Origin of the sequence: Pseudooceanicola batsensis HTCC2597 (assembly GCF_000152725.1) — a bacterium.
Lineage (GTDB): Bacteria > Pseudomonadota > Alphaproteobacteria > Rhodobacterales > Rhodobacteraceae > Pseudooceanicola > Pseudooceanicola batsensis.
This window is the reverse complement of the sequence record NZ_CH724131.1, coordinates 2,565,412-2,587,644: the sequence shown is the minus strand read 5'-3', so window position 1 is coordinate 2,587,644 and position 22,233 is coordinate 2,565,412. Positions and strand designations below refer to the sequence as shown.

The 22,233-nt window shown below is 63.4% G+C and carries 27 protein-coding genes and 1 pseudogene; 13 read left to right on the top strand and 15 right to left on the bottom strand.

Annotated features, from left to right (window positions below; all coding sequences use genetic code 11):
• Positions 1 to 17: 17 nt before the first annotated feature.
• Positions 18 to 914 (bottom strand): hypothetical protein, encoded by an 897-nt coding sequence (locus OB2597_RS16475; protein WP_009806745.1) that lies wholly within the window; start codon positions 912 to 914, stop codon positions 18 to 20.
• A 99-nt stretch (positions 915 to 1,013) separates the two neighbouring features.
• Here OB2597_RS16475 and hslV point away from each other — a divergent pair, with 99 nt between their 5' ends.
• Together hslV and hslU are read left to right on the top strand one after the other, a co-directional pair.
• Positions 1,014 to 1,571, top strand: coding sequence for an ATP-dependent protease subunit HslV (gene hslV, locus OB2597_RS16470; protein ID WP_009806744.1), 558 nt, complete (start codon positions 1,014 to 1,016; stop codon positions 1,569 to 1,571).
• 9 nt (positions 1,572 to 1,580) lie between these two features.
• Positions 1,581 to 2,888 (top strand): ATP-dependent protease ATPase subunit HslU, encoded by a 1,308-nt coding sequence (gene hslU / locus OB2597_RS16465; RefSeq protein WP_009806743.1) that lies wholly within the window; start codon positions 1,581 to 1,583, stop codon positions 2,886 to 2,888.
• 1 nt (position 2,889) lies between these two features.
• Here hslU and OB2597_RS16460 read toward each other — a convergent pair whose 3' ends face one another.
• The 3 genes from OB2597_RS16460 to OB2597_RS16450 are packed head-to-tail and all read right to left on the bottom strand — an operon-like array spanning position 2,890 to position 5,170.
• Positions 2,890 to 3,480: a Smr/MutS family protein gene (locus OB2597_RS16460; RefSeq protein WP_009806742.1), complete on the bottom strand. Its 591-nt coding sequence runs from the start codon at positions 3,478 to 3,480 to the stop codon at positions 2,890 to 2,892.
• Positions 3,477 to 4,511 carry a murein transglycosylase A gene (mltA, locus tag OB2597_RS16455; RefSeq protein ID WP_009806741.1) on the bottom strand — a complete coding sequence of 345 codons (1,035 nt, stop codon included), beginning with the start codon at positions 4,509 to 4,511 and terminating at the stop codon, positions 3,477 to 3,479. The genes OB2597_RS16460 and mltA overlap by 4 nt, the downstream gene beginning before the upstream one ends.
• Positions 4,508 to 5,170, bottom strand: a complete 663-nt coding sequence (locus tag OB2597_RS16450) for a Tim44/TimA family putative adaptor protein (RefSeq protein ID WP_009806740.1) — start codon at positions 5,168 to 5,170, stop codon at positions 4,508 to 4,510. The genes mltA and OB2597_RS16450 overlap by 4 nt, the downstream gene beginning before the upstream one ends.
• Before the next feature lie 109 nt (positions 5,171 to 5,279).
• Here OB2597_RS16450 and OB2597_RS16445 point away from each other — a divergent pair, with 109 nt between their 5' ends.
• Positions 5,280 to 5,768 (top strand): FxsA family protein, encoded by a 489-nt coding sequence (locus tag OB2597_RS16445; RefSeq protein WP_009806739.1) that lies wholly within the window; start codon positions 5,280 to 5,282, stop codon positions 5,766 to 5,768.
• A gap of 60 nt (positions 5,769 to 5,828) precedes the next feature.
• Entirely contained in the window at positions 5,829 to 6,314 is a 486-nt protein-coding gene (secB, locus tag OB2597_RS16440) for a protein-export chaperone SecB (protein WP_009806738.1), read from the top strand.
• Here the strand turns inward: secB and dnaQ are convergent.
• From dnaQ to OB2597_RS22665, 5 genes are all read right to left on the bottom strand, one after another.
• Positions 6,305 to 6,997, bottom strand: coding sequence for a DNA polymerase III subunit epsilon (gene dnaQ / locus OB2597_RS16435; RefSeq protein ID WP_009806737.1), 693 nt, complete (start codon positions 6,995 to 6,997; stop codon positions 6,305 to 6,307). The two genes, secB and dnaQ, sit on opposite strands and share 10 nt — an antisense overlap.
• Positions 6,990 to 7,583, bottom strand: coding sequence for a dephospho-CoA kinase (gene coaE, locus OB2597_RS16430; RefSeq protein WP_009806736.1), 594 nt, complete (start codon positions 7,581 to 7,583; stop codon positions 6,990 to 6,992). The genes dnaQ and coaE overlap by 8 nt, the downstream gene beginning before the upstream one ends.
• Positions 7,580 to 8,425: a shikimate dehydrogenase gene (locus OB2597_RS16425; protein WP_009806735.1), complete on the bottom strand. Its 846-nt coding sequence runs from the start codon at positions 8,423 to 8,425 to the stop codon at positions 7,580 to 7,582. Before OB2597_RS16425 ends, coaE begins: the two co-directional genes overlap by 4 nt.
• Entirely contained in the window at positions 8,422 to 9,018 is a 597-nt protein-coding gene (locus OB2597_RS16420) for a Maf family protein (RefSeq protein WP_009806734.1), read from the bottom strand. Before OB2597_RS16420 ends, OB2597_RS16425 begins: the two co-directional genes overlap by 4 nt.
• A gap of 244 nt (positions 9,019 to 9,262) precedes the next feature.
• Entirely contained in the window at positions 9,263 to 9,385 is a 123-nt protein-coding gene (locus tag OB2597_RS22665; protein WP_274377792.1) for a hypothetical protein, read from the bottom strand.
• A gap of 40 nt (positions 9,386 to 9,425) precedes the next feature.
• Between OB2597_RS22665 and OB2597_RS16415 the strand changes: the two genes are divergently transcribed.
• The 7 genes from OB2597_RS16415 (at position 9,426) to OB2597_RS16385 (ending at position 16,758) form a co-directional block, all read left to right on the top strand.
• Positions 9,426 to 9,872 (top strand): CopD family protein, encoded by a 447-nt coding sequence (locus OB2597_RS16415; RefSeq protein ID WP_009806733.1) that lies wholly within the window; start codon positions 9,426 to 9,428, stop codon positions 9,870 to 9,872.
• Between the two features lie 118 nt (positions 9,873 to 9,990).
• Positions 9,991 to 11,262 carry a transcription termination factor Rho gene (gene rho / locus OB2597_RS16410; protein WP_009806732.1) on the top strand — a complete coding sequence of 424 codons (1,272 nt, stop codon included), beginning with the start codon at positions 9,991 to 9,993 and terminating at the stop codon, positions 11,260 to 11,262.
• Positions 11,263 to 11,286: 24 nt separating this feature from the next.
• Entirely contained in the window at positions 11,287 to 12,567 is a 1,281-nt protein-coding gene (gene mnmE / locus OB2597_RS16405; protein ID WP_009806730.1) for a tRNA uridine-5-carboxymethylaminomethyl(34) synthesis GTPase MnmE, read from the top strand.
• Between the two features lie 13 nt (positions 12,568 to 12,580).
• Positions 12,581 to 14,449, top strand: coding sequence for a tRNA uridine-5-carboxymethylaminomethyl(34) synthesis enzyme MnmG (gene mnmG, locus OB2597_RS16400; RefSeq protein ID WP_040609868.1), 1,869 nt, complete (start codon positions 12,581 to 12,583; stop codon positions 14,447 to 14,449).
• Entirely contained in the window at positions 14,446 to 15,051 is a 606-nt protein-coding gene (rsmG, locus tag OB2597_RS16395; protein ID WP_009806728.1) for a 16S rRNA (guanine(527)-N(7))-methyltransferase RsmG, read from the top strand. The genes mnmG and rsmG overlap by 4 nt, the downstream gene beginning before the upstream one ends.
• On the top strand, positions 15,044 to 15,853 hold the full coding sequence (locus OB2597_RS16390) for a ParA family protein (protein WP_009806727.1): 810 nt from the start codon (positions 15,044 to 15,046) through the stop codon (positions 15,851 to 15,853). Before rsmG ends, OB2597_RS16390 begins: the two co-directional genes overlap by 8 nt.
• Before the next feature lie 11 nt (positions 15,854 to 15,864).
• Positions 15,865 to 16,758, top strand: coding sequence for a ParB/RepB/Spo0J family partition protein (locus tag OB2597_RS16385; RefSeq protein WP_009806726.1), 894 nt, complete (start codon positions 15,865 to 15,867; stop codon positions 16,756 to 16,758).
• Here OB2597_RS16385 and OB2597_RS16380 read toward each other — a convergent pair.
• From OB2597_RS16380 to rph, 4 genes are read right to left on the bottom strand one after another with little or no spacing between them, the layout of a single operon-like run.
• Entirely contained in the window at positions 16,742 to 17,101 is a 360-nt protein-coding gene (locus OB2597_RS16380) for a YbaN family protein (protein WP_009806725.1), read from the bottom strand. The genes OB2597_RS16385 and OB2597_RS16380 overlap by 17 nt on opposite strands.
• Positions 17,102 to 17,104: 3 nt before the next feature.
• Positions 17,105 to 18,259 (bottom strand): radical SAM family heme chaperone HemW, encoded by a 1,155-nt coding sequence (gene hemW, locus OB2597_RS16375; RefSeq protein ID WP_009806724.1) that lies wholly within the window; start codon positions 18,257 to 18,259, stop codon positions 17,105 to 17,107.
• Positions 18,252 to 18,860 (bottom strand): RdgB/HAM1 family non-canonical purine NTP pyrophosphatase, encoded by a 609-nt coding sequence (rdgB, locus tag OB2597_RS16370; protein WP_009806723.1) that lies wholly within the window; start codon positions 18,858 to 18,860, stop codon positions 18,252 to 18,254. Before rdgB ends, hemW begins: the two co-directional genes overlap by 8 nt.
• Positions 18,853 to 19,566 carry a ribonuclease PH gene (gene rph, locus OB2597_RS16365; protein ID WP_009806722.1) on the bottom strand — a complete coding sequence of 238 codons (714 nt, stop codon included), beginning with the start codon at positions 19,564 to 19,566 and terminating at the stop codon, positions 18,853 to 18,855. The genes rdgB and rph overlap by 8 nt, the downstream gene beginning before the upstream one ends.
• 90 nt (positions 19,567 to 19,656) lie before the next feature.
• On the opposite strand from rph, the gene hrcA reads away from it, so the two are divergent.
• Both hrcA and OB2597_RS16355 read left to right on the top strand, forming a co-directional pair.
• Positions 19,657 to 20,721, top strand: coding sequence for a heat-inducible transcriptional repressor HrcA (gene hrcA, locus OB2597_RS16360; RefSeq protein WP_009806721.1), 1,065 nt, complete (start codon positions 19,657 to 19,659; stop codon positions 20,719 to 20,721).
• A 9-nt stretch (positions 20,722 to 20,730) separates the two neighbouring features.
• Positions 20,731 to 21,291 (top strand): nucleotide exchange factor GrpE, encoded by a 561-nt coding sequence (locus OB2597_RS16355; RefSeq protein WP_009806720.1) that lies wholly within the window; start codon positions 20,731 to 20,733, stop codon positions 21,289 to 21,291.
• Positions 21,292 to 21,352: 61 nt separating this feature from the next.
• Here the strand turns inward: OB2597_RS16355 and OB2597_RS16350 are convergent, their stop codons facing one another.
• Both OB2597_RS16350 and OB2597_RS22210 read right to left on the bottom strand, forming a co-directional pair.
• Positions 21,353 to 21,922: a PqiC family protein gene (locus tag OB2597_RS16350; RefSeq protein WP_009806719.1), complete on the bottom strand. Its 570-nt coding sequence runs from the start codon at positions 21,920 to 21,922 to the stop codon at positions 21,353 to 21,355.
• A gap of 1 nt (position 21,923) precedes the next feature.
• Positions 21,924 to 22,233: pseudogene (locus OB2597_RS22210) on the bottom strand (paraquat-inducible protein B); the annotation flags it as partial.

Below are 22,233 nucleotides of genomic sequence, written 5' to 3'. Positions count from 1 at the left end.
CCTTCGGGGTGCCCTTTTCATTTCAGAGGCCAGCCGCCACGGACCAGCGCGTCGCGTATGCGGGCTTCGGCCTCGGGTCGCCCGGCGTTGATCGACATCTTCTGCCAGAACCACCAGAGATAGCGGGCATAATCAGGCCGGTGGTCCGCCACCCTGTCAAAGGCGGCCGGGTCCCGCGGAGTGGCCTTCAGCGCGATGTGATGAAAGTCGATCCTGCCGAAGAGGATGCAGGGCTTGCCGAACAGGTAGCCGTCGAAGGCGGCGGACGAGTTCATCGTGACCACGTAATCGCAGGTGCGCAGCAACGGCTCCATTCCGCCGGTCCGCAGCTCCAACCGGTCGTGCCGGGCGGCGAGCCGTGTCAGGGCCTCGCTCTCATCGGTCGAATAGGTTTCGCCGGGATGCAGGGTCGCGACCACGCGGCGCTGTCGGTCGCGGTCCAGAACCTGCTCCAGCATTTTGATCGGCGCGCAGGACTGGAAGCTGCGTCGCTGCAGTAGCCTGCCCTGCAAAGGAACGTAGACGAACCCGTCGCGCGCGGCCGTTTCCGCGCTGTCGGGAAACAGACGGTCCTGCCAGCGGCGATAGAAGCGGGCGGAGTCGGACACAGGGACTGTTTCGGGCGAATACGGCGATTTCGCCACCGTCCAGTTCCAGCGTTCCGCCGTGCTTTCGATGGCCCAGAAGGGATAATGATAGACCCGCCGGAAGGTCAGACCGCCGGGCGGCGGCGGCTTCATGTGGGTCAGCGCGAAGGTTTCGGGGTCGGTTCCCGCCTCCTCCTCCGGGCGATGGCACACGGAAAATCCCTGCGCCCGCAGGACCCCGGTCAGCCGCGCGATGAAATTGTGCGCGCCCTCCTCGGCGCTCTTCCGCAGGGAGGGCTCGAGATACAGGGTGGCGCGGCGCGGCATGGCGCGACGCTAGCCGGTGCCGCGGGGTCCGGCAAGCGGCCGGGGTTGTCGCGACCGTGCGGCAATCGCATATAGAGCGCCAACGCAAGGAGTATCTGAATGGCAGACAAGGATTTCCCCGGCTGGCACGGCACCACCATCATCGGTGTCCGCAAGGGCGACGAGGTCGTCGTGGCGGGCGACGGACAGGTCAGCATGGGCCAGACCGTGATGAAGGGCACCGCGCGCAAGGTGCGGCGGCTGTCGCCCGGCGGATATGACGTGGTCTGCGGGTTCGCGGGATCGACGGCGGATGCCTTCGCTTTGCTGGAACGGCTCGAGAGCAAGCTCGAGGCGACGCCGGGGCAGTTGCAGCGCGCCTGCGTCGAGCTGGCCAAGGACTGGCGGACCGACAAGTACCTGCAAAAGCTCGAGGCGATGCTGATCGTGACCGACGGCAAGGAACTGCTGATCGTCACCGGCGCGGGCGATGTGCTCGAACCGGAATACGGTGTCGCCGCCATCGGTTCGGGCGGGAACTATGCGCTCGCCGCCGCGCGGGCGCTGATCGACACCGATGCCGCGGCCGAGGAAATCGCCCGCAAATCGCTCGGGATCGCCGCCGAGATCTGTGTCTATACCAACGGAAATCTGACCGTCGAACGTATCGGCGGCTGAGGAAAGAGCATGACTGACCTGACCCCCCGCGAAATCGTCTCGGAACTCGACCGGTTCATCATCGGCCAGAAGGACGCCAAGCGCGCGGTCGCCGTCGCGCTGCGGTCGCGCTGGCGCCGCCGGCAGCTGGAGGACGACCTGCGCGACGAGGTGTTTCCCAAGAACATCCTGATGATCGGCCCGACCGGTGTCGGCAAGACCGAGATCAGCCGCCGCTTGGCCAAGCTGGCCCGCGCGCCGTTCATCAAGGTCGAGGCGACCAAGTTCACCGAGGTCGGCTATGTCGGCCGGGACGTCGAACAGATCGTGCGCGACCTGATGGACAGTGCCATCGCCATGACGCGCGAGCATATGCGCGAAGATGTGAAGGCCACGGCGCACAAGATGGCCGAGGATCGCGTGATCGAGGCGCTTGCCGGGTCCGACGCCCGTGAAGGCACGCGCGAGATGTTCCGCAAGAAGCTGCGCAACGGTGAACTGGACGATACCGAGATCGAACTGGACCTCGCCGACAATTCGAACCCGATGGCCATGCTGGACATGCCCGGTCAGCCCGGCCAGCAGATGGGGATGATGAACCTGGGCGACATTTTCGGCAAGGCCTTCGGCGGCAAGACGGTGCGACGCAAGATGCGAGTCGCCGACAGCTACGAGGTGCTGCTGGGCGAAGAGGCGGACAAGCTGCTGGATGACGAGACGGTCAACCGGGCGGCCCTGACGGCGGTCGAGGAGAACGGGATCGTGTTCCTGGACGAGATCGACAAGGTCTGTGCGCGCTCGGACGCCCGCGGCGCAGAGGTCAGCCGCGAAGGGGTCCAGCGCGATCTGCTGCCGCTGATCGAGGGCACCACGGTTTCGACCAAGTACGGGGCGGTCAGGACGGATCACATCCTGTTCATCGCCTCGGGCGCGTTCCACGTGGCCAAGCCCTCGGACCTGTTGCCGGAACTGCAGGGCCGCCTGCCGATCCGGGTCGAGCTGCAATCGCTGACAGAAGCCGATTTCGTCGCGATCCTGACCGAGACGGACAATGCCCTGACACGTCAGTACACCGCGCTGATGGAGACCGAGGGCGTCAGCGTCACCTTCACCGAAGACGGGATCGCGGCGCTTGCCAAAACGGCGGCCGATGTGAACCAGTCGGTCGAGAATATCGGCGCGCGCCGGCTCTACACGATCATGGAACGGGTCTTCGAAGAGCTGTCCTTCCATGCGCCGGACCGGACGGGCGAGACGATTTCGGTCGATGCGGATTTCGTGAACGAGAATGTCGGCAAGCTGGCCGCCTCGGCCGATCTGAGCCGCTACGTCCTCTGACCTACGAACGCAGGCGGCGGAGGTAGACGTAGTAGGCTCCGCCGCCTCCGTGGCGGACGTGTGCCGGCACGACCTGAAGGACCAGCCGGTTCAGCGGCGGCACGCACAGCCAGTGCGGCACGTTGTGGCGCAGGACGCCGCGCCGGACCGGGATGGGTCCGTCGCCGTCGCGGTCCTTACCCTTGCCGGTGATCACCAGGACCAGCCGCCGGCCTTCCGAAGCCGACCGCATGATAAAACCGGTCAGCGCGGGATGCGCGCGATCCATGGTCATGCCGTGCAGGTCGATGCGAGCTTCGGGTTTCACCTTGCCGCGTTTCAGCCGGGTGTGCGTCTTGCGATCCATGCGGACCGGCGTGGCATCGAGCCGGTCGGCAACCGAGGACATGAGCTCGTGCCCCGGACGGGTCCCCTGCCCCGCCTGTCCGATGCGGAACTCCGGGATCGGGTCCGGCTCGGGTTTCGGACCGGGTCTGGCGATCTTGGGCGTCGGACGGGTCTCGGCCTTGGGACGGGGGCGGTTCAGCTTGTCCGTCGACTGCGCCACCTTCCGCCATAGGTCCAGTTCCTCGGGGCGCAGGCGGCGGCTCATAGGTTCTCCTCGGGAAGCATGGCATAGGCGCGCTGGATCGGCAGCAGCACGATCATGCGGCCGCCGTCCTTCATCCGACCCGCCGTGCGACCGGCCGCATCCCCGGTACCGACGAAGATGTCGGCGCGCTGCGCACCCTTGATCGCCGATCCGGTGTCCTGCGCCACCATGAGACGGCGTATCGGCGTCTTGCCCTCGGTCTCGATCCAGACGGGTGCCCCCAGCGGCGTATAGGCAGGATCGACGGCAATGCTGCGGCCCGGCGTGACCGAACGGTTCATCGCGCCGACCGGCCCGTCCTCGGGCGCGACATGGCCAACTTCGCGGAAGAAGACGTAGGAGGGGTTGTGCCGCAGCAGTTCCGGGCCATCGACCGGATTGCGGCGGACCCAGTTCTTGATCACCTGGGCGGAAACCTGATGCCGGGTGTAGACGCCGCGCCGGACCAATTCCTGTCCGACCGAGCGGTATTCATGGCCATTCTTGCCGCCATAGCCGACACGGATGACCGAGCCGTCGGTCAGGCGGATGCGGCCCGACCCCTGGATCTGGAGGAAGAAGAGCTCGACCGGATCGTCGACCCAGGCGATCTCGAGACCGCGGCCGGAGAGGGCCCGGCCTGTCTCGATCTCGCGCCGCGACAGCCAGGGTCCGTCTCGGGCCTCGGGCGGCATGCGATAGAGCGGATACCGGAAACGGCCGGTCGGGGCGCGCGACCCGTCGAGTTCAGGCTCGAAATAGCCGGTGAACAACGTGTCGGACCCGTCGTCGATCCGGACCGGCGTGAAGAACAGCTCGAAGAAGGTCCGCGCATTGGCCGCCTGTGCCGCCACGCTGCATATCGCGCGCCAGTCCGGGGCTTTCAGATCGCCACAGGTGTTCCGGAACGTCTCGAGCGCGGCCTGATGATCGTCCTCGTCCCACCCCTCGAGATCCGCGTAGTCGAGAATCCTCAGGCCGGTTTCGGTCGCCGCCCCTGCACCCGGCAGGGTCAATGCGGCCAGCAGGGCAGCCAGCCGCGCCAGCGTCATTCGCCCGTGGCGACAAGCTGCCAGTTGGGGTCGTCGCTTCCCATCTTGCGGGCAAAGGTCCAGACGTCGCGCTGCGTCTTGATCGACTTGGGATCGCCCTCGATCACCTCGCCGGCGCGGTCGCGGACGGCGAAGGTCAGCTGGCCGACGAAGCGCACGGTCAGTTCGCCTTCGCGGGAGGTGTCGTCCAGTTCCGCGTCGACAAGCTGCAGTTCCTTCACGCCGACGAAGTCCGCCTCGATGGTCAGACCCTTGGCGTCGCGTTCGTTCACGACATGGGCGAAGCTTTCGTAGACCTCTTCCGACAGGAACGGCTTGATCTCGGCCATTTCGCCGCGTTCGAACCCCATCAGGATCATCTCATAGGCGCCGCGCGCACCGCCGAGGAATTCCCCCACGGAAAAAGACGGCTCGAGCTGCTTCATCCGGGCCAGTGCGCCGGCGGCGGGGCTGTCTTCGGGCACATGATCGACGATGTCCGGATCGGGGCCGCCCTCGATCACCTCGAAGTTACCGCGCGCTTCCGAATTCGAGGGCCCCGAGCGGGTCACCGGCGTCTTCTCGAACCCTTCGCGCGTGCCCAGGACGCTGCGCAGACGCAGGATCAGGAAGACCGCGATTCCGGCAAGGACCAGAAGCTGAATGATAGGCGAGTTCATCAAATCCCCTTGGGCTCTGTTCAATCGGGCATGGAAAAAGCCCGGTCGGTCCTTATGTAGGTGACGGGTGGCGGTAAGTCTACCGCACCGGAACGAGAGGACGAACGCTATGTGGCTGCTATTGGCATTCATCGCCGTGCCGATGATCGAAATCGCGCTGTTCATTCAGGTCGGCGGCTTCATCGGCCTTGGCTGGACGCTTCTGATCGTGCTGGCGACCGCCCTTCTGGGCACATGGCTGGTACGGGCGCAGGGCCGCCTGGCGATCAACAACCTGCGCCGCAGCTTTTCCGAACTTCGCGACCCGACCGAACCGCTGGCGGATGCCGCGATGATCCTCTTGGCCGGGGCGCTGCTGCTGACACCGGGGTTCTTCACAGATGCCGTCGGCTTTGCGCTGCTGACTCCGCCGATCCGGCACGCCGCCTATCTCTGGCTGCGCCGGAACGTGAAGGTGCAGTCCTTTTCGCAGGAGGGTCCGCGTCAGGACTACCGGCGCCCGCACCGGGGGGAGGACGAGGTGATCGACGGGACCTATCACGAGGTCGAGCCGCCGAAACGGCCGACGCACACCCCCTCGGGATGGACGCGGCATTGAGGCACGGGGCGCATCCTGTTACAGGACTTGGCGATTGACGGACCCTTTGGGAGAAATTTGATGGCCGAATCGGAAAACGGTGCAGCCGAGGCAGCACCGCAGATCAAGATGAACATCCTGTCGCAGTATATCCGCGACATGTCGTTCGAGAACATCCTCGCGCAAAAGCCCTCGACGGGTCAGGTGCAGCCGGACGTCAAGGTCCAGGTGGCGCTGGATGCCAAGAAGCGCGACGCCGAGAACCAGTACGAAGTCGTCATGAAACTGACGGTGCGCTCGGTCGCCCAGGGGACCGAGGACGCGCTCTTCATCCTCGAGGTCGAATACGCCGGACTGTTCCATATCGAGGGCGTGCCGGAAGACCAGATGCATCCGTTCCTATTGATCGAATGCCCGCGGATGATCTTCCCCTTCGTGCGCCGGATCGTGTCGGACGTGACCCGCGACGGTGGCTTCCCGCCGCTGAACCTGGACAACATCGATTTCGTCAACCTGTACCGGACGGAATTGCAGCGCCGGCAGACGGCCCAGCCGGCTCAGGCCTGATAGCTTTTCCAGAGAGCGCCGTCGCCCAGCCTTTCGACGAATTCGGCATGGGCGGCGGCTTCCTCTGCCGTGATCCGCGGCGGCAGGGGCGTCGGGCGGGGCTTGGGCCGCCAGTCCGCCGTATCCGTCCCGGTCTGCGTGCCGGTTGAGGCCGAGAGCGCGAAATCCGGCTGCCTCCCCCCGATCAGTTCCAGATAAACCTCGGCGAGGATCTCGGAGTCGAGAAGTGCGCCGTGCAGCGTGCGGGCGGAATTGTCGATGCCGAACCGGCGACACAGCGCATCGAGAGAAGCCGGCGAGCCGGGAAAGCGCTGCCGCGCGATCGCCAGCGTGTCGATGGCCTGATCCCAGGGGATGGCCGGGATGTTCAGCCAGCCGAGTTCGGCGTTGATGAACTTCATGTCGAAGCTGGCGTTATGGATCACCAACTTGGCATCCTTGACGAATTCGACGAAGCCCCGCGCCACGTCACGGAACACGGGCTTGTCGCGCAGGAAGTCGTCGCCGAGGCCGTGAACCTCAAACGCCTCCTGCGGCATGGACCGTTCAGGGTTGATGTAGACGTGGTACGTCTCGCCGGTGGGCACGTGATTCCACAGTTCGACGGCCCCGATCTCGACGATCCGGTCGCCCTGTTCGGGGTCGAATCCCGTCGTTTCCGTGTCGAGAACGATCTCACGCATGGGGCAGGTTCTTCCTGATGTCCGAAACGATCGCCCGCACCTGTTCGCGGGCGTGGTCGAGAGTATCGGCGATGACGACATGATCCGCCATAGCCCGCTTCTCGGCGTCCGGCATCTGTTTGGCGCGGATCATCTCGAACTGGTCCTCGCTCATGCTGCCGCGTGCAAGGACCCTTTCGCGCTGGATATCCGGCGGAACAGAGACGCATACCGTCGTATCCACGGCCTTGTGACCGCTGCCTTCGAACAGCAGGGGAATGTCGAGAACGACGATGTCGGCATCCGTCGCGGCAATAAAGTCGCGGCGATCCTCGGCGACCAGCGGATGGACGATCGCCTCGATCCGGGCGAGGGCACGGGGATCGGCGGAGATGGCAAGCTTGAGCGCGTCCCGCGAGACCACCCCGTCGATGATGGCATCGGGGAAGGCGGCACGCATCGGTTCGACGGCGGCGCCGCCCGCGGCATAGAGCCGGTGGACGGCCGCGTCCGCATCCCAGACGGCGCATCCCTCTTCGGCGAACATCTTCGCCGTGGTGGACTTGCCCATGCCGATCGAGCCGGTCAATCCGATGAGATATGTCATGAAAGGACCGCGTCCCGTGTGGCATCCGTCACGTCGGGCCGGCGGCCGAACCAGCGTTCGAAGCCCGGAACAGCCTGGTAGAGCAACATGCCCAGCCCATCGACGGTCCGGCATCCCTTGGATGCTGCGGCCGCCAGAAGATCGGTGCGCAGCGGATTGTAGACGAGATCGGTGACAAGCTGATCGGCGTGCAGGTTCTCGAGATTGATGCGCAGCGGAGGCTTGCCCGCCATGCCGAGAGAGGTGGTATTCACCACCAGCGCGCCGTCACCCAGGACAGCGGGGGCCTGAACCCACTCCACCACCTCGATCTTCTTGCCGAAGTCCCGGGCCAGGGCCTCGGCCTTCGTCCGGGTCCGGTTCGACAAAAGGATATGGGGCGTCCCCGCTTCGAGAAGCGCCGCGATCACGGCACGCGCCGCGCCTCCGGCCCCCAGGACGACCGCGCTTGCCGCCGCGGGATCCCAATCGGGGGCATTGCGTCTGAGGTTCTCGATGAAGCCGTACCCGTCTGTATTGTCGGCGTGAATCTTGCCGTCATCACGAAAGATAAGCGTGTTGGCCGCCCCGATCAGGGTGGCGCGGTCCGTCACGATGTCTGCCAGTTCCATGGCCCGCAGTTTGTGGGGGATGGTCACGTTCGCGCCGACGAACCCCAGTTTCGGCAGGGTGGCCAGCGCCTCGGCGAGAGTGTCGGGATGGACGTGCAACGGCACGTACTGGCCGGCGATGCCATAGGTTTCGAGCCAGTGCCGGAAAAGTTCCGGCGATTTGGAGTGTGCGACGGGGTGACCGATGACACCGGCCAGCGGAATTCGGGGCAGGGATGCACTGTCGCTCATGTCTCGATCACTCCCCGGTCGGTCAAGAAAGTCAGCAGCGGCAGGAGCGGCAGGCCGAGTATCGAAAAATAGTCTCCGTCGATGCGCGAAAACAACCGGCTTCCTTCCGCCTCGATCTGGTAGACCCCGACACTGCTGCCGACCTCGGGCCAGTTCCGGTCGAGATACGAAGCGATATATCCGGCCGAGAGGCGGCGCATGGTCAGTCGGGCCTCGCCGATGTGGCGCCAGATCGGGCGCGCCTCGTGAAAGATAACCGCGGCGGAGTAAAGCCTATGGGTCCGGTCCGAGAGCCTTTCCAGATGTTCGGCCGCCTCTTCGGGCGTTTCCGCCTTTGACAGAAGCGCGCCGTCGAGATCGAGAACCTGGTCGCACCCGATGGTGAAAGACCCGGGGTCCTTCTGGCCCACCCGATGCGCCTTGGCTTCAGCCAGGGCATCCGCCACATCGCGGGGCCGGTGACCTTCGGCCTGCAGGCTGCGCTTGATCATGTCCTCGTCGACCGCCGCCGAGGTCACGCGCACCGGAACGCCGGCATTCCGCAGCAGCTGCGCCCGTATCGACGATTTCGAGGCAAGGATGACGTCCGACATGTGGATAAGAACCGGGGCAAGTGGTTGGGTGAGCTCTGGAGGATTACTGAAGAATTCACAGGCCGGAGGCAAGATGCGCGGTTCCATCCCCGCTATCCCGTGCCATGCCCCGAGTTGCTCCGCTGGGGGCTGGAACAACTTCTGTGACGTGGAAGAAGACGGTGATCCCGGAGATGCTCAGGAAACTATCCCGAACACAGAAGCGGTTCAGACTGACCTCAACCCATTGATTATAATAAATTAATCAGAAGTTCGGCACTTCGATCCGGATTTCCCGCACATGGTCATCCACAGGATGTGGCGGAATGTTGGCAAGTTTGTGGCGAACCGCGTAATCCACAGATTTCGCCGCTCCTACAATATTCATCAATCTTTTCTTATATTCTTTTTAAGAATAGGGAGAACGCATGACGGACTTGCTCGCCACGCTCTATCCCTGGACCAAGGCGATTCACATCATTGCCGTGATCGCCTGGATGGCAGGGCTCTTCTACCTGCCGAGGCTCTACGTACATCACGTCGAACAGTCGGTTAACGCGCAGATGGAAGAAACGTTCCGCATGATGGAGAAAAAGTTGCTGCGGGTCATCATGGCCCCGGCAATGATAGCGACATGGCTCTTTGGCCTCACCCTCGTCTTCACACCTGGGATCGTGGATTGGACGATGGTCTGGCCATGGACCAAGGGCGCGGCCGTCATCGCCATGACGTGGTTTCACATGTGGCTGGGCCTGCGACGCAAGGCGCTGGTGAAAGGCACCGACACCGTCACGGGGCGCCAGTACCGCATGATGAACGAGGTGCCGACGCTGTTGCTGATCGTCATCGTGCTTTCCGTCGTCATCAAGTTCTGACCCGTTGACTTGATCGTCGCAGATCCCTAGATCCGCGCATCAAGCCGCCCGTCCGGGCGGGGCGATTCCCCATTCTGTCCAAACCGCGTGCCCGACGGGCCGGTTGCCGGAGCATTCCATGACAACGAACCGACTGAACCTTTCCGACCTCAAGGCGAAGAGCCCCAAGGACCTGCTGTCCATGGCCGAGGAGCTCGAGATCGAGAATGCCTCGACCATGCGCAAGGGCGAAATGATGTTCCAGATCCTGCGCGAGCGGGCGGACGAGGACTGGGAGATCGGCGGCGACGGCGTGCTCGAGGTGCTTCAGGACGGGTTCGGCTTTCTCCGGTCGCCCGAGGCGAACTATCTGCCGGGCCCGGACGACATCTATGTCTCGCCCGACATGATCCGCCAGTATTCGCTGCGGACGGGGGATACGGTCGAGGGGCTGATGAAGCAGCCCGACGACAACGAGCGGTACTTTGCCCTGACCTCGGTCACCAAGATCAACTTCGAAGAGCCCGAGAAGGCGCGGCACAAGGTGTCCTTCGACAACCTGACGCCGCTCTATCCCGACGAGCGTCTGAAGATGGAGATCGAGGATCCGACCATCAAGGACCGCTCGGCCCGGATCATCGACCTGGTGGCCCCGATCGGCAAGGGGCAGCGGTCGCTGATCGTGGCACCGCCGCGGACCGGCAAGACGGTCCTGCTGCAGAACATCGCCCATTCGATTGAGACCAATCATCCGGAATGCTACCTGATCGTCCTGCTGATCGACGAACGACCCGAGGAAGTGACCGACATGCAGCGGTCGGTGAAGGGCGAGGTGATTTCCTCGACATTCGACGAACCGGCGACGCGGCACGTGGCGGTCTCGGAGATGGTGATCGAGAAGGCCAAGCGTCTGGTCGAGCACAAGCGAGATGTCGTTATCCTTCTCGACTCGATCACAAGACTTGGTAGGGCATTCAACACGGTTGTGCCGTCCTCGGGCAAGGTGCTGACGGGTGGTGTTGATGCGAACGCACTGCAGCGACCCAAGCGGTTCTTCGGCGCGGCGCGGAATATCGAAGAGGGCGGGTCGCTGACGATCATCGCGACGGCTCTGATCGACACGGGCAGCCGGATGGACGAAGTGATCTTCGAAGAGTTCAAGGGCACCGGCAACTCCGAGATTGTCCTGGACCGCAAGGTTGCGGACAAGCGTGTCTTCCCGGCGATGGACATCCTCAAGTCGGGCACCCGGAAAGAGGACCTTCTGGTCGACAAGGTCGATCTGCAGAAGACCTTTGTCCTGCGGCGTATCCTGAACCCGATGGGCACGACGGATGCCATCGAATTCCTGATCTCCAAGCTGAAACAGACCAAGACGAACGGCGAGTTCTTCGACTCGATGAACGGCTGATCCGACGCCTCGGGAGGGGCGGCCATGGACACGATATTTGCTCAGGCCACGGCGCCCGGAAAGGCGGGCGTCGCCATCGTGCGTTTGTCGGGCCCCAGAGCCTGGCAGGCGGTCTCCGAGCTGTCCGGACCGTTGCCGGCACCGCGCAGGGTTGCCTTGCGTACCATTGCCGGGCCGGAGGGAGTTCTCGACGAGGGACTCGTGCTGATCTTCGAAGAAGGGGCCAGCTTTACCGGTGAGAAGGTTGCGGAGCTTCAGTTGCACGGCTCGACCGCGGTGGTGGAGGCCGTGCTGAAGGTGCTCTCCGATATGGAGGAACTGCGCAGCGCCGAACCCGGCGAATTCACGCGGCGGGCCTTGGAAAACGGGTGTCTCGATCTGGCCCAAGTCGAAGGCTTGGCGGACCTGATCGATGCGGAAACCGAGGCACAGCGGAAACAGGCGCAGCGGGTGCTGGCCGGAGAACTGGGTGAAAAGGCCGAGGCCTGGCGGCGGGACCTGATCCGGGCCGCGGCATTGATCGAGGCGACGATCGATTTTGCCGACGAGGAGGTTCCGACCGACGTCACGCCGGAGGTCCTCTCGCTGCTGCACGACGTCCGAAACGGCCTTTCACGTGAAGCCGCTGGTGTGGGGATCGCGGAGCGCGTGCGCCAAGGTTTCGAAGTGGCGATCGTCGGCGCTCCGAACGTGGGTAAATCGTCGCTGCTCAACGCTCTGGCTGGGCGTGAGGCAGCAATTACATCCGAAGTTGCGGGAACCACGCGGGATGTGATCGAGGTGCGCATGGATCTTGCGGGGCTGCCGGTCACGGTTCTCGATACGGCCGGTCTTCGCGACACTGATGATGTAGTGGAAACCATAGGTGTCGAACGCGCGCGGGAAAGAGCGGCTGTGGCGGATCTGAGGGTTTTTCTGGTTTTCCTTGGCGAGGCGCCGGCTTTCCCACCGGGGCCGAAGGATATTGTTCGCGTTTCCAAGGCGGATGTCGTGGGTGAAGCCGCCGGCCGGGTTTCCGCGGAGACGGGATATGGGCTTACCGATTTGGTGGCGGAAATCTCGGGCAAGCTGTCTGACATGCTCGGCCGTTCGAGCGTTGCCACACGAGAACGGCACCGAATCGCGCTTGAACGTGCTATGGATTTTCTTGACGCTGCGAACCAGGTTCTGACAGAGCGTGGGGACATGGAGGTTGCCGCGGAAGAAATTCGCAGCGCCATTCGCGCCCTGGAATCCTTGGTCGGGCGTGTTGATGTTGAAATGTTGCTCGACGATATCTTCGCGAGCTTTTGCATCGGAAAGTAGGGGTGTGTTTCACGTGAAACATTCTGACTTCGACGTTATCGTAATTGGCGGGGGGCACGCGGGATGCGAAGCAGCGGCGGCCTCGGCGAGGATGGGCGCACGGACCGCACTGGTCACCCTCCGCAAGGACGGGATCGGCGTGATGTCGTGCAACCCTGCGATTGGAGGGTTGGGCAAAGGTCACCTGGTGCGCGAGATCGACGCCATGGATGGCGTCATGGGCCGTATTGCCGATCGGGCTGGTATTCAATTCCGGCTGCTGAACCGCCGCAAGGGGCCTGCGGTGCAGGGGCCCCGCGCACAATCCGATCGCAAGATATATCGCACGGCAATGCTGGCCGAGCTGGAGGGTACCCCCAATCTGACGATCCTCGAGGACGAGGTTACCGACTTTGTCATGAACGGAGGACAGGTATCCGGCGTTGCCCTGAATGGAGCCGACACACTCACAGCCGGCGCGACCGTTTTGACAACGGGCACTTTCCTGCGTGGCGTCATCCATATCGGCGATGTTTCCAGGCCGGGGGGGCGGATGGGCGATCGTCCTTCGGTCAGACTGGCCGAGCGGATCGACGATTTCGGCTTGCCCCTCGGCCGGCTGAAGACCGGAACGCCGCCACGGCTCGATGGGCGTACCATCAATTGGGACGTTCTTGAGGAGCAACCGGGCGACGATACCCCGGTGCTGTTCTCGTTTCTGTCCTCCAAGGTCATGGCGCCGCAGGTTTCCTGCGGGATCACCCACACGAACGAAGAGACGCACGAGATCATTCGGGCGAACCTTAACCGGTCCGCGATGTATGGCGGGCACATCGACGGGGTGGGCCCTCGGTATTGCCCCTCGATCGAGGACAAGGTCGTCCGATTCGCGGAAAAGACCTCTCACCAGATTTTTCTTGAACCGGAGGGGGCGGACGATCCGACCGTTTATCCCAACGGCATCTCCACTTCTTTGCCCCAGGACGTTCAGGAGGACTATGTCCACTCTATTCGTGGCCTCGAGCAGACCGAGATCGTCCAGCCGGGATATGCAATTGAATATGATTACGTCGATCCGCGTGTCCTGGATCTTCGGCTGCAGCTGAAATCCGTGCCGGGTCTTTTCCTCGCAGGTCAGATCAACGGAACCACCGGATACGAAGAAGCCGCGGCCCAAGGTCTCGTCGCCGGTCTGAACGCGGCGGCATCGAGCCTCGGGTCTGATGCGGTGCAATTCAGCCGGTCCGATAGTTACATCGGCGTCATGATCGACGACCTCACGACTCGGGGTGTGACGGAGCCGTACCGGATGTTCACCTCACGGGCCGAGTTTCGGCTTTCGCTTCGCGCCGACAACGCTGATCAACGCCTGACACCCAAGGGATTGGAAGTTGGGTGCATTGGCGACGAGAGGTCGAGGCGTTTCAGCGACAAGATGGAGCGTTTGGAAGCGGGCAGGGCGCTCATGGAGTCCACGTCGTATTCTCCAAAAGAAGCGCTTTCCGTTGGAATCAAGTTGAGCCAGGACGGCAACCGGCGCTCAGCGTATCAGCTATTGTCTTTGCAAGACGTCAGCTTCGACCAGTTGGAGGCTCTGGATCCGCGTCTTTGTTCGGTAGACCAGGGCATTCAGGACCAATTAGCCAAGGATGCCCTCTACGCCAGCTATATCCTTCGGCAGGAGAAGGATGTCGAAGCCATCCGCCGGGACGAAGCGCACGCGATCCCGGAGGATTTTGGATATGGCGATCTTGATGGGCTTTCGTCCGAGCTCCGCTCAAAACTGTCGGCGGCTCGTCCCGCGAACCTGGCTCAGGCGGCCAAGGTGGAAGGTATGACTCCTGCTGCGTTGACGTTGCTGCTGGCGCGGTTGCGGCGCGATGAACGGAAGAAGTCGGCTTGAGTGCGCGTCCGGATGTTTCACGTGAAACACTTGAGCGGCTCGAGATCTTTGTGCGGTTGCTGAGACAATGGAACCCGCGCATCAATCTGGTTTCCAAAAGCACGCTGGACGACGCATGGAATCGGCACGTCGCTGATTCCGTGCAGGTCTTCGAAGCATCGCGGCAGGCGAGCGGCCTTTGGGTGGATATGGGGAGCGGCGGCGGGTTTCCAGGTCTGGTAATCGCTATCCTTGCGCTGGAGAGGGCGCCGGCTTTGCAGGTCAAGCTGATCGAATCCGACCAGAGGAAATGCGCTTTCCTGCGTACAGTGGCGCGAGAGGCAGGTGTTTCCGTATCCATCAAAGCCAGGCGGATTGAGGATGAGCCGCCGTCGCAGGCGAGCGTCATCAGCGCCAGGGCCCTGGCTCCGCTAACGGATTTGCTGCAATTCAGCCAGCGGCACGGGTCCGAAGATCATGTCGCAATCTTTCCGAAGGGGCGCAGTTGGAGAGATGAATTGGCGGTGGCGCGAACCCGATGGCGCTTCCAACACGAGGCGTTGCAAAGTAAAACCGACGCAGAGGCAGTGATCTTGAGAATCGAGGAAATCGAGCATGTCTGAACTGATGACGGTATCAGGACCGAAGATCGTCGCGGTTGCCAATCAGAAGGGCGGAGTTGGCAAGACGACGACGACAATCAACATGGGGGCGGCGCTGGCCGAATATGGTTGCAGCATCCTGATTATCGACCTCGATCCGCAGGGGAACGCCTCGACCGGCCTCGGCATCGAAATCGAAGCGCGGGAGAATACGACCTACGAACTTCTTCTCGACGATGCCCGGCTCGAGGATGTCATCCTGGCGACGGATGTCGACGGACTCAGCATCGTGCCGTCGACCGTCGATCTAAGCTCGGCCGATATCGAACTGATCGCGAACGAGAAGCGGAGTTATCTTCTTCACGACGCATTGCGACAGCCGGCCATGGAGAAGTACAATTTCGATTACATTCTGATTGACTGTCCTCCGTCGCTCAACCTTTTGACGGTGAATGCCATGGTGGCGGCTCATTCCGTGCTTGTGCCGCTGCAGAGCGAGTTTTTTGCCCTTGAAGGTTTGTCGCAATTGATGCTGACAATCCGGGACGTGCGCCAATCGGCGAACCCCGGGCTGCGCATGGAGGGCGTCGTTCTGACGATGTACGATGCCAGAAACAACCTCTCTCAGCAGGTCGAGGCCGACGCCCGGGAAAACCTGGGCGAGATCGTCTACAAGACGCGCATTCCCCGCAATGTCAGGGTGAGCGAGGCCCCGTCCTACGCCATGCCCGTACTCGAATTCGATGGAGGATCGAAAGGGGCGATGGCTTATCGGGCGCTGGCGCAGGAATTTCTGAACAACAACGAACCGGCTGAGGCCTGAGAGGAGCGGTCATGAGCAAAATTCAGAAGAACAGGGGCTTGGGGCGCGGGCTGTCCGCGCTGATGGCGGATGTGAACGCCGATCAACCGACCGCTACGGCCGAGGTGGAAAGTGCGCCGCGCCGGCCGGACATGATGGTTCCGATCGAGCAGGTCACGCCGAACCCGGACCAGCCGCGGCGCAGCTTTACCCAGGACCAGCTTGATGAGCTGGCCAGTTCCATCCGTGAAAAGGGCGTGATCCAGCCGTTGATCGTCCGGCAGAAGGGCGAGAATTACGAGATCGTGGCCGGTGAACGGCGCTGGCGGGCCGCGCAGATGGCCAAGCTGCACGAGATACCGGTGTTGCTGCGCGAGTATGACGACACCGAGGTGCTCGAGGTCGCCATCATTGAAAACATCCAGCGGGCCGACCTGAACCCGGTGGAGGAAGCGGCGGGCTATCGTCAACTGATGGACAGGTTCGGGCATACGCAGGAGAAACTGGCCGAGGCCCTGGGCAAGAGCCGCAGCTATATCGCCAACCTCCTGCGCCTGCTGAACCTTCCGGAAGACGTGCAGGAGTTGCTCACGTCGGGCAAGCTTTCGGCCGGGCATGCGCGAGCGCTGATCACCTCCGAGAGCCCTTCGGCCCTTGCTGCCCGCGTTGTGGCTGGCGGGCTGTCGGTGCGGGAAACCGAAAAACTCGCCACGCAGGGCAAGACCGAATCGAAGCCGTCGGGCAAGAAGAGCGCGCCCGAGAAGGACGCGGACACCCGGGCGCTGGAGGGGGATCTTTCGGCCGCTCTCGGCATGAAGGTGGCGGTCAACCATCAGGACGGATCAGACGGCGGCTCGGTTACGATCAAGTACGGAAACCTCGACGAGCTGGACAGGTTGTGCAGCGTTCTCAGCGCGGCCCGGTAGGGCGGGTCCAGAGAAAGACCATGACGCAGGAGAGGGTCGCGGCCTGAATGGCGATCAACTGCCAGCAAAGACCCAGGACGACCGAGATCAGGAGAACGGCGGCGCAGGCGAGCGTCGCCATTTTCTTTGCGTGAAGCGAGACGGCGCCGTGGGTCTGCCAGTCGGTGATCGCGGGGCCGAAGGTGGGATGCGACAAAAGCCAACTGTGCATTCGCTCAGAAGATCGCGCGAAGAAGAAGGCCGCGAGAAGCAGGAAAGGCACGGTCGGGATAAGGGGCAGAACCACACCGATGAACCCGCAAAGCAGACTGAGACAGCCAAGCGTGGCCCAGAGGTATCGCATCGGTCACTCCAACAGACGGGCAATCACGGCGTTCAGCACGAGACGACCCTGAGGCGAGACACGGAGCCTTTGGCCGTCGGTTTCGATCATGCCCATTTCAGATAGGTCCAGAACCGAAGATTGCGACAGGGGGCGCCCGGCGAGGCGCGTGTAGCGCATCATGTCGACGCCTTCGGTCAACCGTAGTCCCATCAGGAGGAATTCCGTAGCCTGGTCCGAGGGTGACAGAGGCGTTCGCCGCTTGTCGCCATTGCCTTGTTCGGCCGCCTTCAACCAGCCATCGGGCATCCGGATCGCTTCGGTGGCGTTTCTTTTGCCGCCGAGGGTCAGACGGCCGTGCGCTCCGGGCCCGATCCCGACATAGTCGCCGTAGCGCCAGTAGAGACTGTTATGCCGGGATTCCGCTCCGGGACGGGCATGATTGCTGACCTCGTAGGGTTCGAAGCCGGCCGCAGCGGTAACCGCCTGGGTGATCTCGTACATGGTCGCCGCGGCATCTTCGTCCGGCAGCCCCCTAAGCTTTCCGATGCGGTAGCGGTCCCCGAAGGCCGTGCCTTCCTCGATCGTCAACTGGTAGAGCGAGAGGTGATCGACGGCCAGTTCAAGAGCCTGTTCCAGCTCTTTCTGCCAATCTTCGGGGGTCTGGTCCTGCCGGGCATAGATCAGGTCAAAGCTCACCCGTTCGAAACAACTGCGCGCGATGTCGAAGGCCCTCAGCGCCTCGGCGACGGTGTGGAGGCGGCCGAGGCGGCGAAGGTCGCCGTCGTTCATCGCCTGAAACCCCATCGACACACGTGACACTCCGGCAGAGTGGTAGGCTCTGAATCGGGAGGATTCTACGGAACCGGGGTTGGCCTCCAGGGTGATTTCGGGGTCGTTGGCCTGTGGCCAGAGCCGGGCGATGCGATCGAGAACGGCACCGACCACGTGCGGGTCCATCAGGCTGGGGGTTCCGCCGCCGAAGAAGACCGAGCTCACCACGCGGCCGGGCACCTCGGCCGCTTGGCGGTCGAGTTCGGAGAGGTAGGCCGAGAGCCAGCGGTCCTGGTCGATGCTGCGCGAGACATGCGAGTTGAAATCGCAATAGGGGCACTTGGCCTCGCAGAAAGGCCAGTGAATGTAGATGCCGAACCCGCCGGCTTCCCAGTCTTCAGGCAAAGCAACCCTTCACGAGCTTGCGGAACGCATCCGCGCGATGAGACATGTCCTTTTTCCGCGCCGGGTCCATTTCGCCGAAGGTCTCGGTTTCTCCGTCGGGCAGGAACACAGGGTCGAACCCGAAGCCTTCCTCGCCGCGCATCGGCCAGACGACCTGACCGTCGACCTTGCCTTCGAAGACCTCGTCGTGCCCGTCGGGCCATGCCAGAACGAGCGTTGCGTTAAAGCTGGCCGTGCGGGGCAGGGGGGCGTCGCGTTCCTCGAGCAGGGTCCAGACCCGTGTCATCGCCATGGGAAAATCGCGTCCGTCCGGTGTCTCGGCCCAGTCGGCGGTATGAACCCCGGGCTGTCCCCCGAGCGCGTCGACCGTGATCCCGCTATCGTCGGACAGGGCGGGAAGCCCCGTGGCCTGCGCGGCATAATGCGCCTTGATCCGGGCGTTGCCGACAAAGGTCTCTTCCGTCTCTGCGGGTTCGTCCAGACCATGATCCGCGGCGGAACTCACGTTGATGCCGAACGGCGTCAGAAGCTCCGCGATCTCGCGGAGCTTGCCTTTGTTGTGACTGGCGATCACCAGTTCCTTGCCGTCGAACCTACGCACAGGCAGCCTTTTGCTTTTCGGCCAGCTCGGACACGCCTTTTTCCGCCAGGTCGACAAGCTGGTTCATCTGGTCGCGGGAATAGGTCGCGCCCTCGGCGCTCATCTGCACTTCGATCAGGCGGCCCGAGCCTGTCATGACGAAATTCCCGTCGACGCCGGCTTCGCTGTCCTCGGGATAATCGAGGTCGAGCACCGGCTGGCCGGCGTAGATGCCGCAGGAGACGGCGGCGACCGGGTCGACCAGCGGATCGGTGACGACATCGCCCGCTTTCATGAGCTTGTTCACGGCAAGCCGCAGCGCGACCCAGCCGCCGGTGATCGAGGCGCATCGCGTGCCGCCATCGGCCTGGATCACGTCGCAGTCGATGCTGATCTGCCGTTCACCCAGCGCGACCCGGTCGACCCCGGCCCGCAGGGACCGGCCGATCAGGCGCTGGATCTCGACGGTGCGGCCGCCCTGTTTGCCGGCTGAAGCTTCACGACGCATCCGCGAGGTGGTCGACCGGGGAAGCATGCCATATTCGGCCGTCACCCACCCGAGACCCGAGCCCTTGATGAAGGGCGGGACGCGGTCCTCGATCGTGGCGGTGCAGATCACGTGGGTGTCACCGACCTTGATCAGGCAAGAGCCTTCGGCGTGTTTCGTGACCCCGGTTTCGATTGAAACCGCGCGCATTTCGCTTAAATCTCGTCCTGATGGTCGCATGGAAGTCCCCTTTCTCTGCGTGGGATAGTCCCGCCGTGGCGCGGAAGGCAAGCCCGGACTACTCTGGATGCGGCAGGGTTCGACGACACGATGAACGACACGAGCAATATTATTGAAGAACTGAACGACCGGTCGCGCGAAGTCTTTCGCCGCGTGGTCGAGGGGTATCTGACGAACGGTGAGCCCGTGGGCTCGCGCACCTTGACGCGGCTGATGAACGAGAAAGTGAGCGCGGCGACGATCCGGAACGTCATGCAAGACCTGGAGTACCTGGGCCTGCTCGATTCGCCGCATATCAGCGCGGGGCGGGTTCCGACGCAGCAGGGGCTGCGGATGTTCGTGGACGGGCTGCTCGAGGTGAGCGATCTCGACGTGGCTGACCGAGAAAAGATCGACGCGACCGTGGGTAACGGCGGCGGCGATGTGGGCGGTATGCTCGACCGGATCGGATCGGCGCTGTCAGGCGCAACCCAGGGCGCATCGCTGGTGCTGGCGCCCAAGCACGAAGCGCCGATCAAGCACATCGAATTCGTCAGCCTCGGTCATGACAGGGCGCTCGTCGTGCTGGTCTTTGCCGACGGGCATGTCGAGAACCGGATCTTCACGCCTCCTCCCGGACAGACGCCGAGTTCGATGCGCGAGGCGGCGAATTTCGTGAACGCGCTGGCCGAAGGCCGGACGCTGAGCGATCTGAGCCGCGTGATCGGCGAGGAGATCAAGCTGCGCCGGCAGGAGATCGATGCCCTCGCCCGTGAGCTGATCGATTCGGGCTGGGCCGAATGGGACGACGGCGGGGCCCGTCACGAAAGACTGATCGTGCGCGGCCGGGCGAATCTTCTCGAAGAGGCCGGGGCGGAAGAGGACCTGGAACGCATCCGGATTCTCTTCGACGACCTCGAACGCAAGCGCGACATCGTCGAATTTCTCGACCTCGCCGAAGAGGGCGATGGCGTACGGATTTTCATCGGCTCCGAGAACAAACTTTTTTCACTTTCGGGTTCCTCTTTGGTGGTCAGTCCTTATATGAACGCGGATCGAAAGATCATCGGCGCGGTCGGGGTCATCGGACCCACCCGGCTGAACTATGGGCGGATCGTTCCCATCGTGGACTATACCGCCCAGCTTGTCGGCCGGATGATCGCGGACCGGAGTTAGAGGTGAGAGATGGCAGGATCTGAGAACGACGATTTTCTCGACGATATCGAAGAGGCCGAAGCCGAGGCCTACGCGGACGAACTCGACGAGGTGGATGACGAGACCATCGAGGTCGATGCGTTGCGGGCCGAGCGGGACGAGCTGAAGGACAAGTGGATGCGCGCCCTGGCGGACGCGGAGAACTCGCGCAAGCGGGCGGACAAGCAGCGCCGCGAAGCCGAGCTTTACGGCGGCTCGAAACTGGCGCGCGATCTGCTGCCGATCTACGACAACATGAAACGCGCCCTGGAAGCCGCCGGAGAGAAGACGGACGAGAATTCCGCCCTGATCGAAGGGGTGGAGTTGACGATGCGCGAGCTTCTGAACACGTTCAAGAAGCACGGAATGGAGCCGATCTCGCCCGAGGTGGGCGACCGGTTCGATCCGAATGTCCACGAGGCGATGTTCGAGGCCCCGGTGCCCGGCACCAAGGCCGGCGACATCATCCAGGTCTCGGCCGAGGGGTTCTGGTTGTCCGACCGGCTGTTGCGGCCGGCACAAGTGGGCGTGTCCTCGACTCCGGCAAGCTGAGGTCTCGCTATCGCGAGCGAAAGAAACGGTATCTGCCAAGCGGTGCAGAGACCGTTTTGATTCAGCGCAACCCGGAGCGCGTGATCTGTTCGGCCAGGTCCTTGGTCACGGCAGTGCGGGCGGCGGCGATGGCTGACGCGCCTTCGCCGCGGATCGGTTCGGCAAGGGAAAAGAGCCCGGACCGCCCGCCGTTTCCGCTATCCGGCGCCACGTAGTACTGGCCCGAGATACGAAAGGCCCCGTCGGCATCCGCCACCATCTCCTCGACCCGCACGTCGATGATGACCGATGCGCGGTCGAGGAACGGCCAGGGTTCGGCCGCGACCTGCGCGCCGGTGATCGTGCCCAGATACCGCGACAGTTCCAGCGTCATGGCGCGGGCCGGCTCATCGGCCCAGAGCGTCGTCTTGTCGGACACGATGGCGCCGGTTTCGTCGCGCGTCGCGATTTCCTCCGATGCGGCGTAGGTGGGCAGCGACATCTGCCGCACCTCGACCGTGCGATATCGCGACGAGATGCGCGGCAGTTCTTCTTCGACCACGGGTGCGCCGGTGGCATAGCGTTCGACGGTGCCACCACAGGCAGACAGCGTGGCGACGAGGACGAGGAGAAGGGCAGGGCGCAAGATCATGTCATCTTCCAAATAGCAGCGAGTTGGGGTTTCGTTCCAGAGCACGGGCGAGCGAGTTCACGGCGGCCGCGGCGCGTTCCACCTCGCGCAGGGCAGTGGCGAGATCGCGGCCGATCCCGCGTTCGGCGTCGTATCCCTGTATGGTGGTGCCGGCCTGGGCGATCGTCGACCTGGCGCGGTCGAGCAGGGCGGGAAGCTGTTGGGCGACGTCGCGCAGGGTATCGGCCGCATCGCGCGCAGAGTCGAAGGTCGCGTTGAGGTTTGCCACGACCCCGCCTTCGCGCAACTCTGTCAGCACCGCCGTCAATTCG

Bases quoted from the DNA above. Each gene is read 5' to 3' on its own strand.
- rph (WP_009806722.1), bottom strand. From the start codon at position 19,566: ATGCGACCATCAGGACGAGATTTAAGCGAAATGCGCGCGGTTTCAATC.
- OB2597_RS16415 (WP_009806733.1), top strand. From the start codon at position 9,426: ATGACGGACTTGCTCGCCACGCTCTATCCCTGGACCAAGGCGATTCAC.
- dnaQ (WP_009806737.1), bottom strand. From the start codon at position 6,997: ATGCGTGAGATCGTTCTCGACACGGAAACGACGGGATTCGACCCCGAA.
- hrcA (WP_009806721.1), top strand. From the start codon at position 19,657: ATGAACGACACGAGCAATATTATTGAAGAACTGAACGACCGGTCGCGC.
- OB2597_RS16445 (WP_009806739.1), top strand. From the start codon at position 5,280: ATGTGGCTGCTATTGGCATTCATCGCCGTGCCGATGATCGAAATCGCG.
- hslV (WP_009806744.1), top strand. From the start codon at position 1,014: ATGGCAGACAAGGATTTCCCCGGCTGGCACGGCACCACCATCATCGGT.
- OB2597_RS16450 (WP_009806740.1), bottom strand. From the start codon at position 5,170: ATGAACTCGCCTATCATTCAGCTTCTGGTCCTTGCCGGAATCGCGGTC.
- OB2597_RS16460 (WP_009806742.1), bottom strand. From the start codon at position 3,480: ATGAGCCGCCGCCTGCGCCCCGAGGAACTGGACCTATGGCGGAAGGTG.
- OB2597_RS16355 (WP_009806720.1), top strand. From the start codon at position 20,731: ATGGCAGGATCTGAGAACGACGATTTTCTCGACGATATCGAAGAGGCC.
- mltA (WP_009806741.1), bottom strand. From the start codon at position 4,511: ATGACGCTGGCGCGGCTGGCTGCCCTGCTGGCCGCATTGACCCTGCCG.
- OB2597_RS16380 (WP_009806725.1), bottom strand. From the start codon at position 17,101: ATGCGATACCTCTGGGCCACGCTTGGCTGTCTCAGTCTGCTTTGCGGG.
- hslU (WP_009806743.1), top strand. From the start codon at position 1,581: ATGACTGACCTGACCCCCCGCGAAATCGTCTCGGAACTCGACCGGTTC.
- OB2597_RS16420 (WP_009806734.1), bottom strand. From the start codon at position 9,018: ATGTCGGACGTCATCCTTGCCTCGAAATCGTCGATACGGGCGCAGCTG.
- mnmE (WP_009806730.1), top strand. From the start codon at position 11,287: ATGGACACGATATTTGCTCAGGCCACGGCGCCCGGAAAGGCGGGCGTC.
- secB (WP_009806738.1), top strand. From the start codon at position 5,829: ATGGCCGAATCGGAAAACGGTGCAGCCGAGGCAGCACCGCAGATCAAG.
- OB2597_RS22665 (WP_274377792.1), bottom strand. From the start codon at position 9,385: ATGAATATTGTAGGAGCGGCGAAATCTGTGGATTACGCGGTTCGCCAC.
- OB2597_RS16425 (WP_009806735.1), bottom strand. From the start codon at position 8,425: ATGAGCGACAGTGCATCCCTGCCCCGAATTCCGCTGGCCGGTGTCATC.
- coaE (WP_009806736.1), bottom strand. From the start codon at position 7,583: ATGACATATCTCATCGGATTGACCGGCTCGATCGGCATGGGCAAGTCC.
- OB2597_RS16385 (WP_009806726.1), top strand. From the start codon at position 15,865: ATGAGCAAAATTCAGAAGAACAGGGGCTTGGGGCGCGGGCTGTCCGCG.
- OB2597_RS16350 (WP_009806719.1), bottom strand. From the start codon at position 21,922: ATGATCTTGCGCCCTGCCCTTCTCCTCGTCCTCGTCGCCACGCTGTCT.
- rho (WP_009806732.1), top strand. From the start codon at position 9,991: ATGACAACGAACCGACTGAACCTTTCCGACCTCAAGGCGAAGAGCCCC.
- OB2597_RS16475 (WP_009806745.1), bottom strand. From the start codon at position 914: ATGCCGCGCCGCGCCACCCTGTATCTCGAGCCCTCCCTGCGGAAGAGC.
- OB2597_RS16390 (WP_009806727.1), top strand. From the start codon at position 15,044: ATGTCTGAACTGATGACGGTATCAGGACCGAAGATCGTCGCGGTTGCC.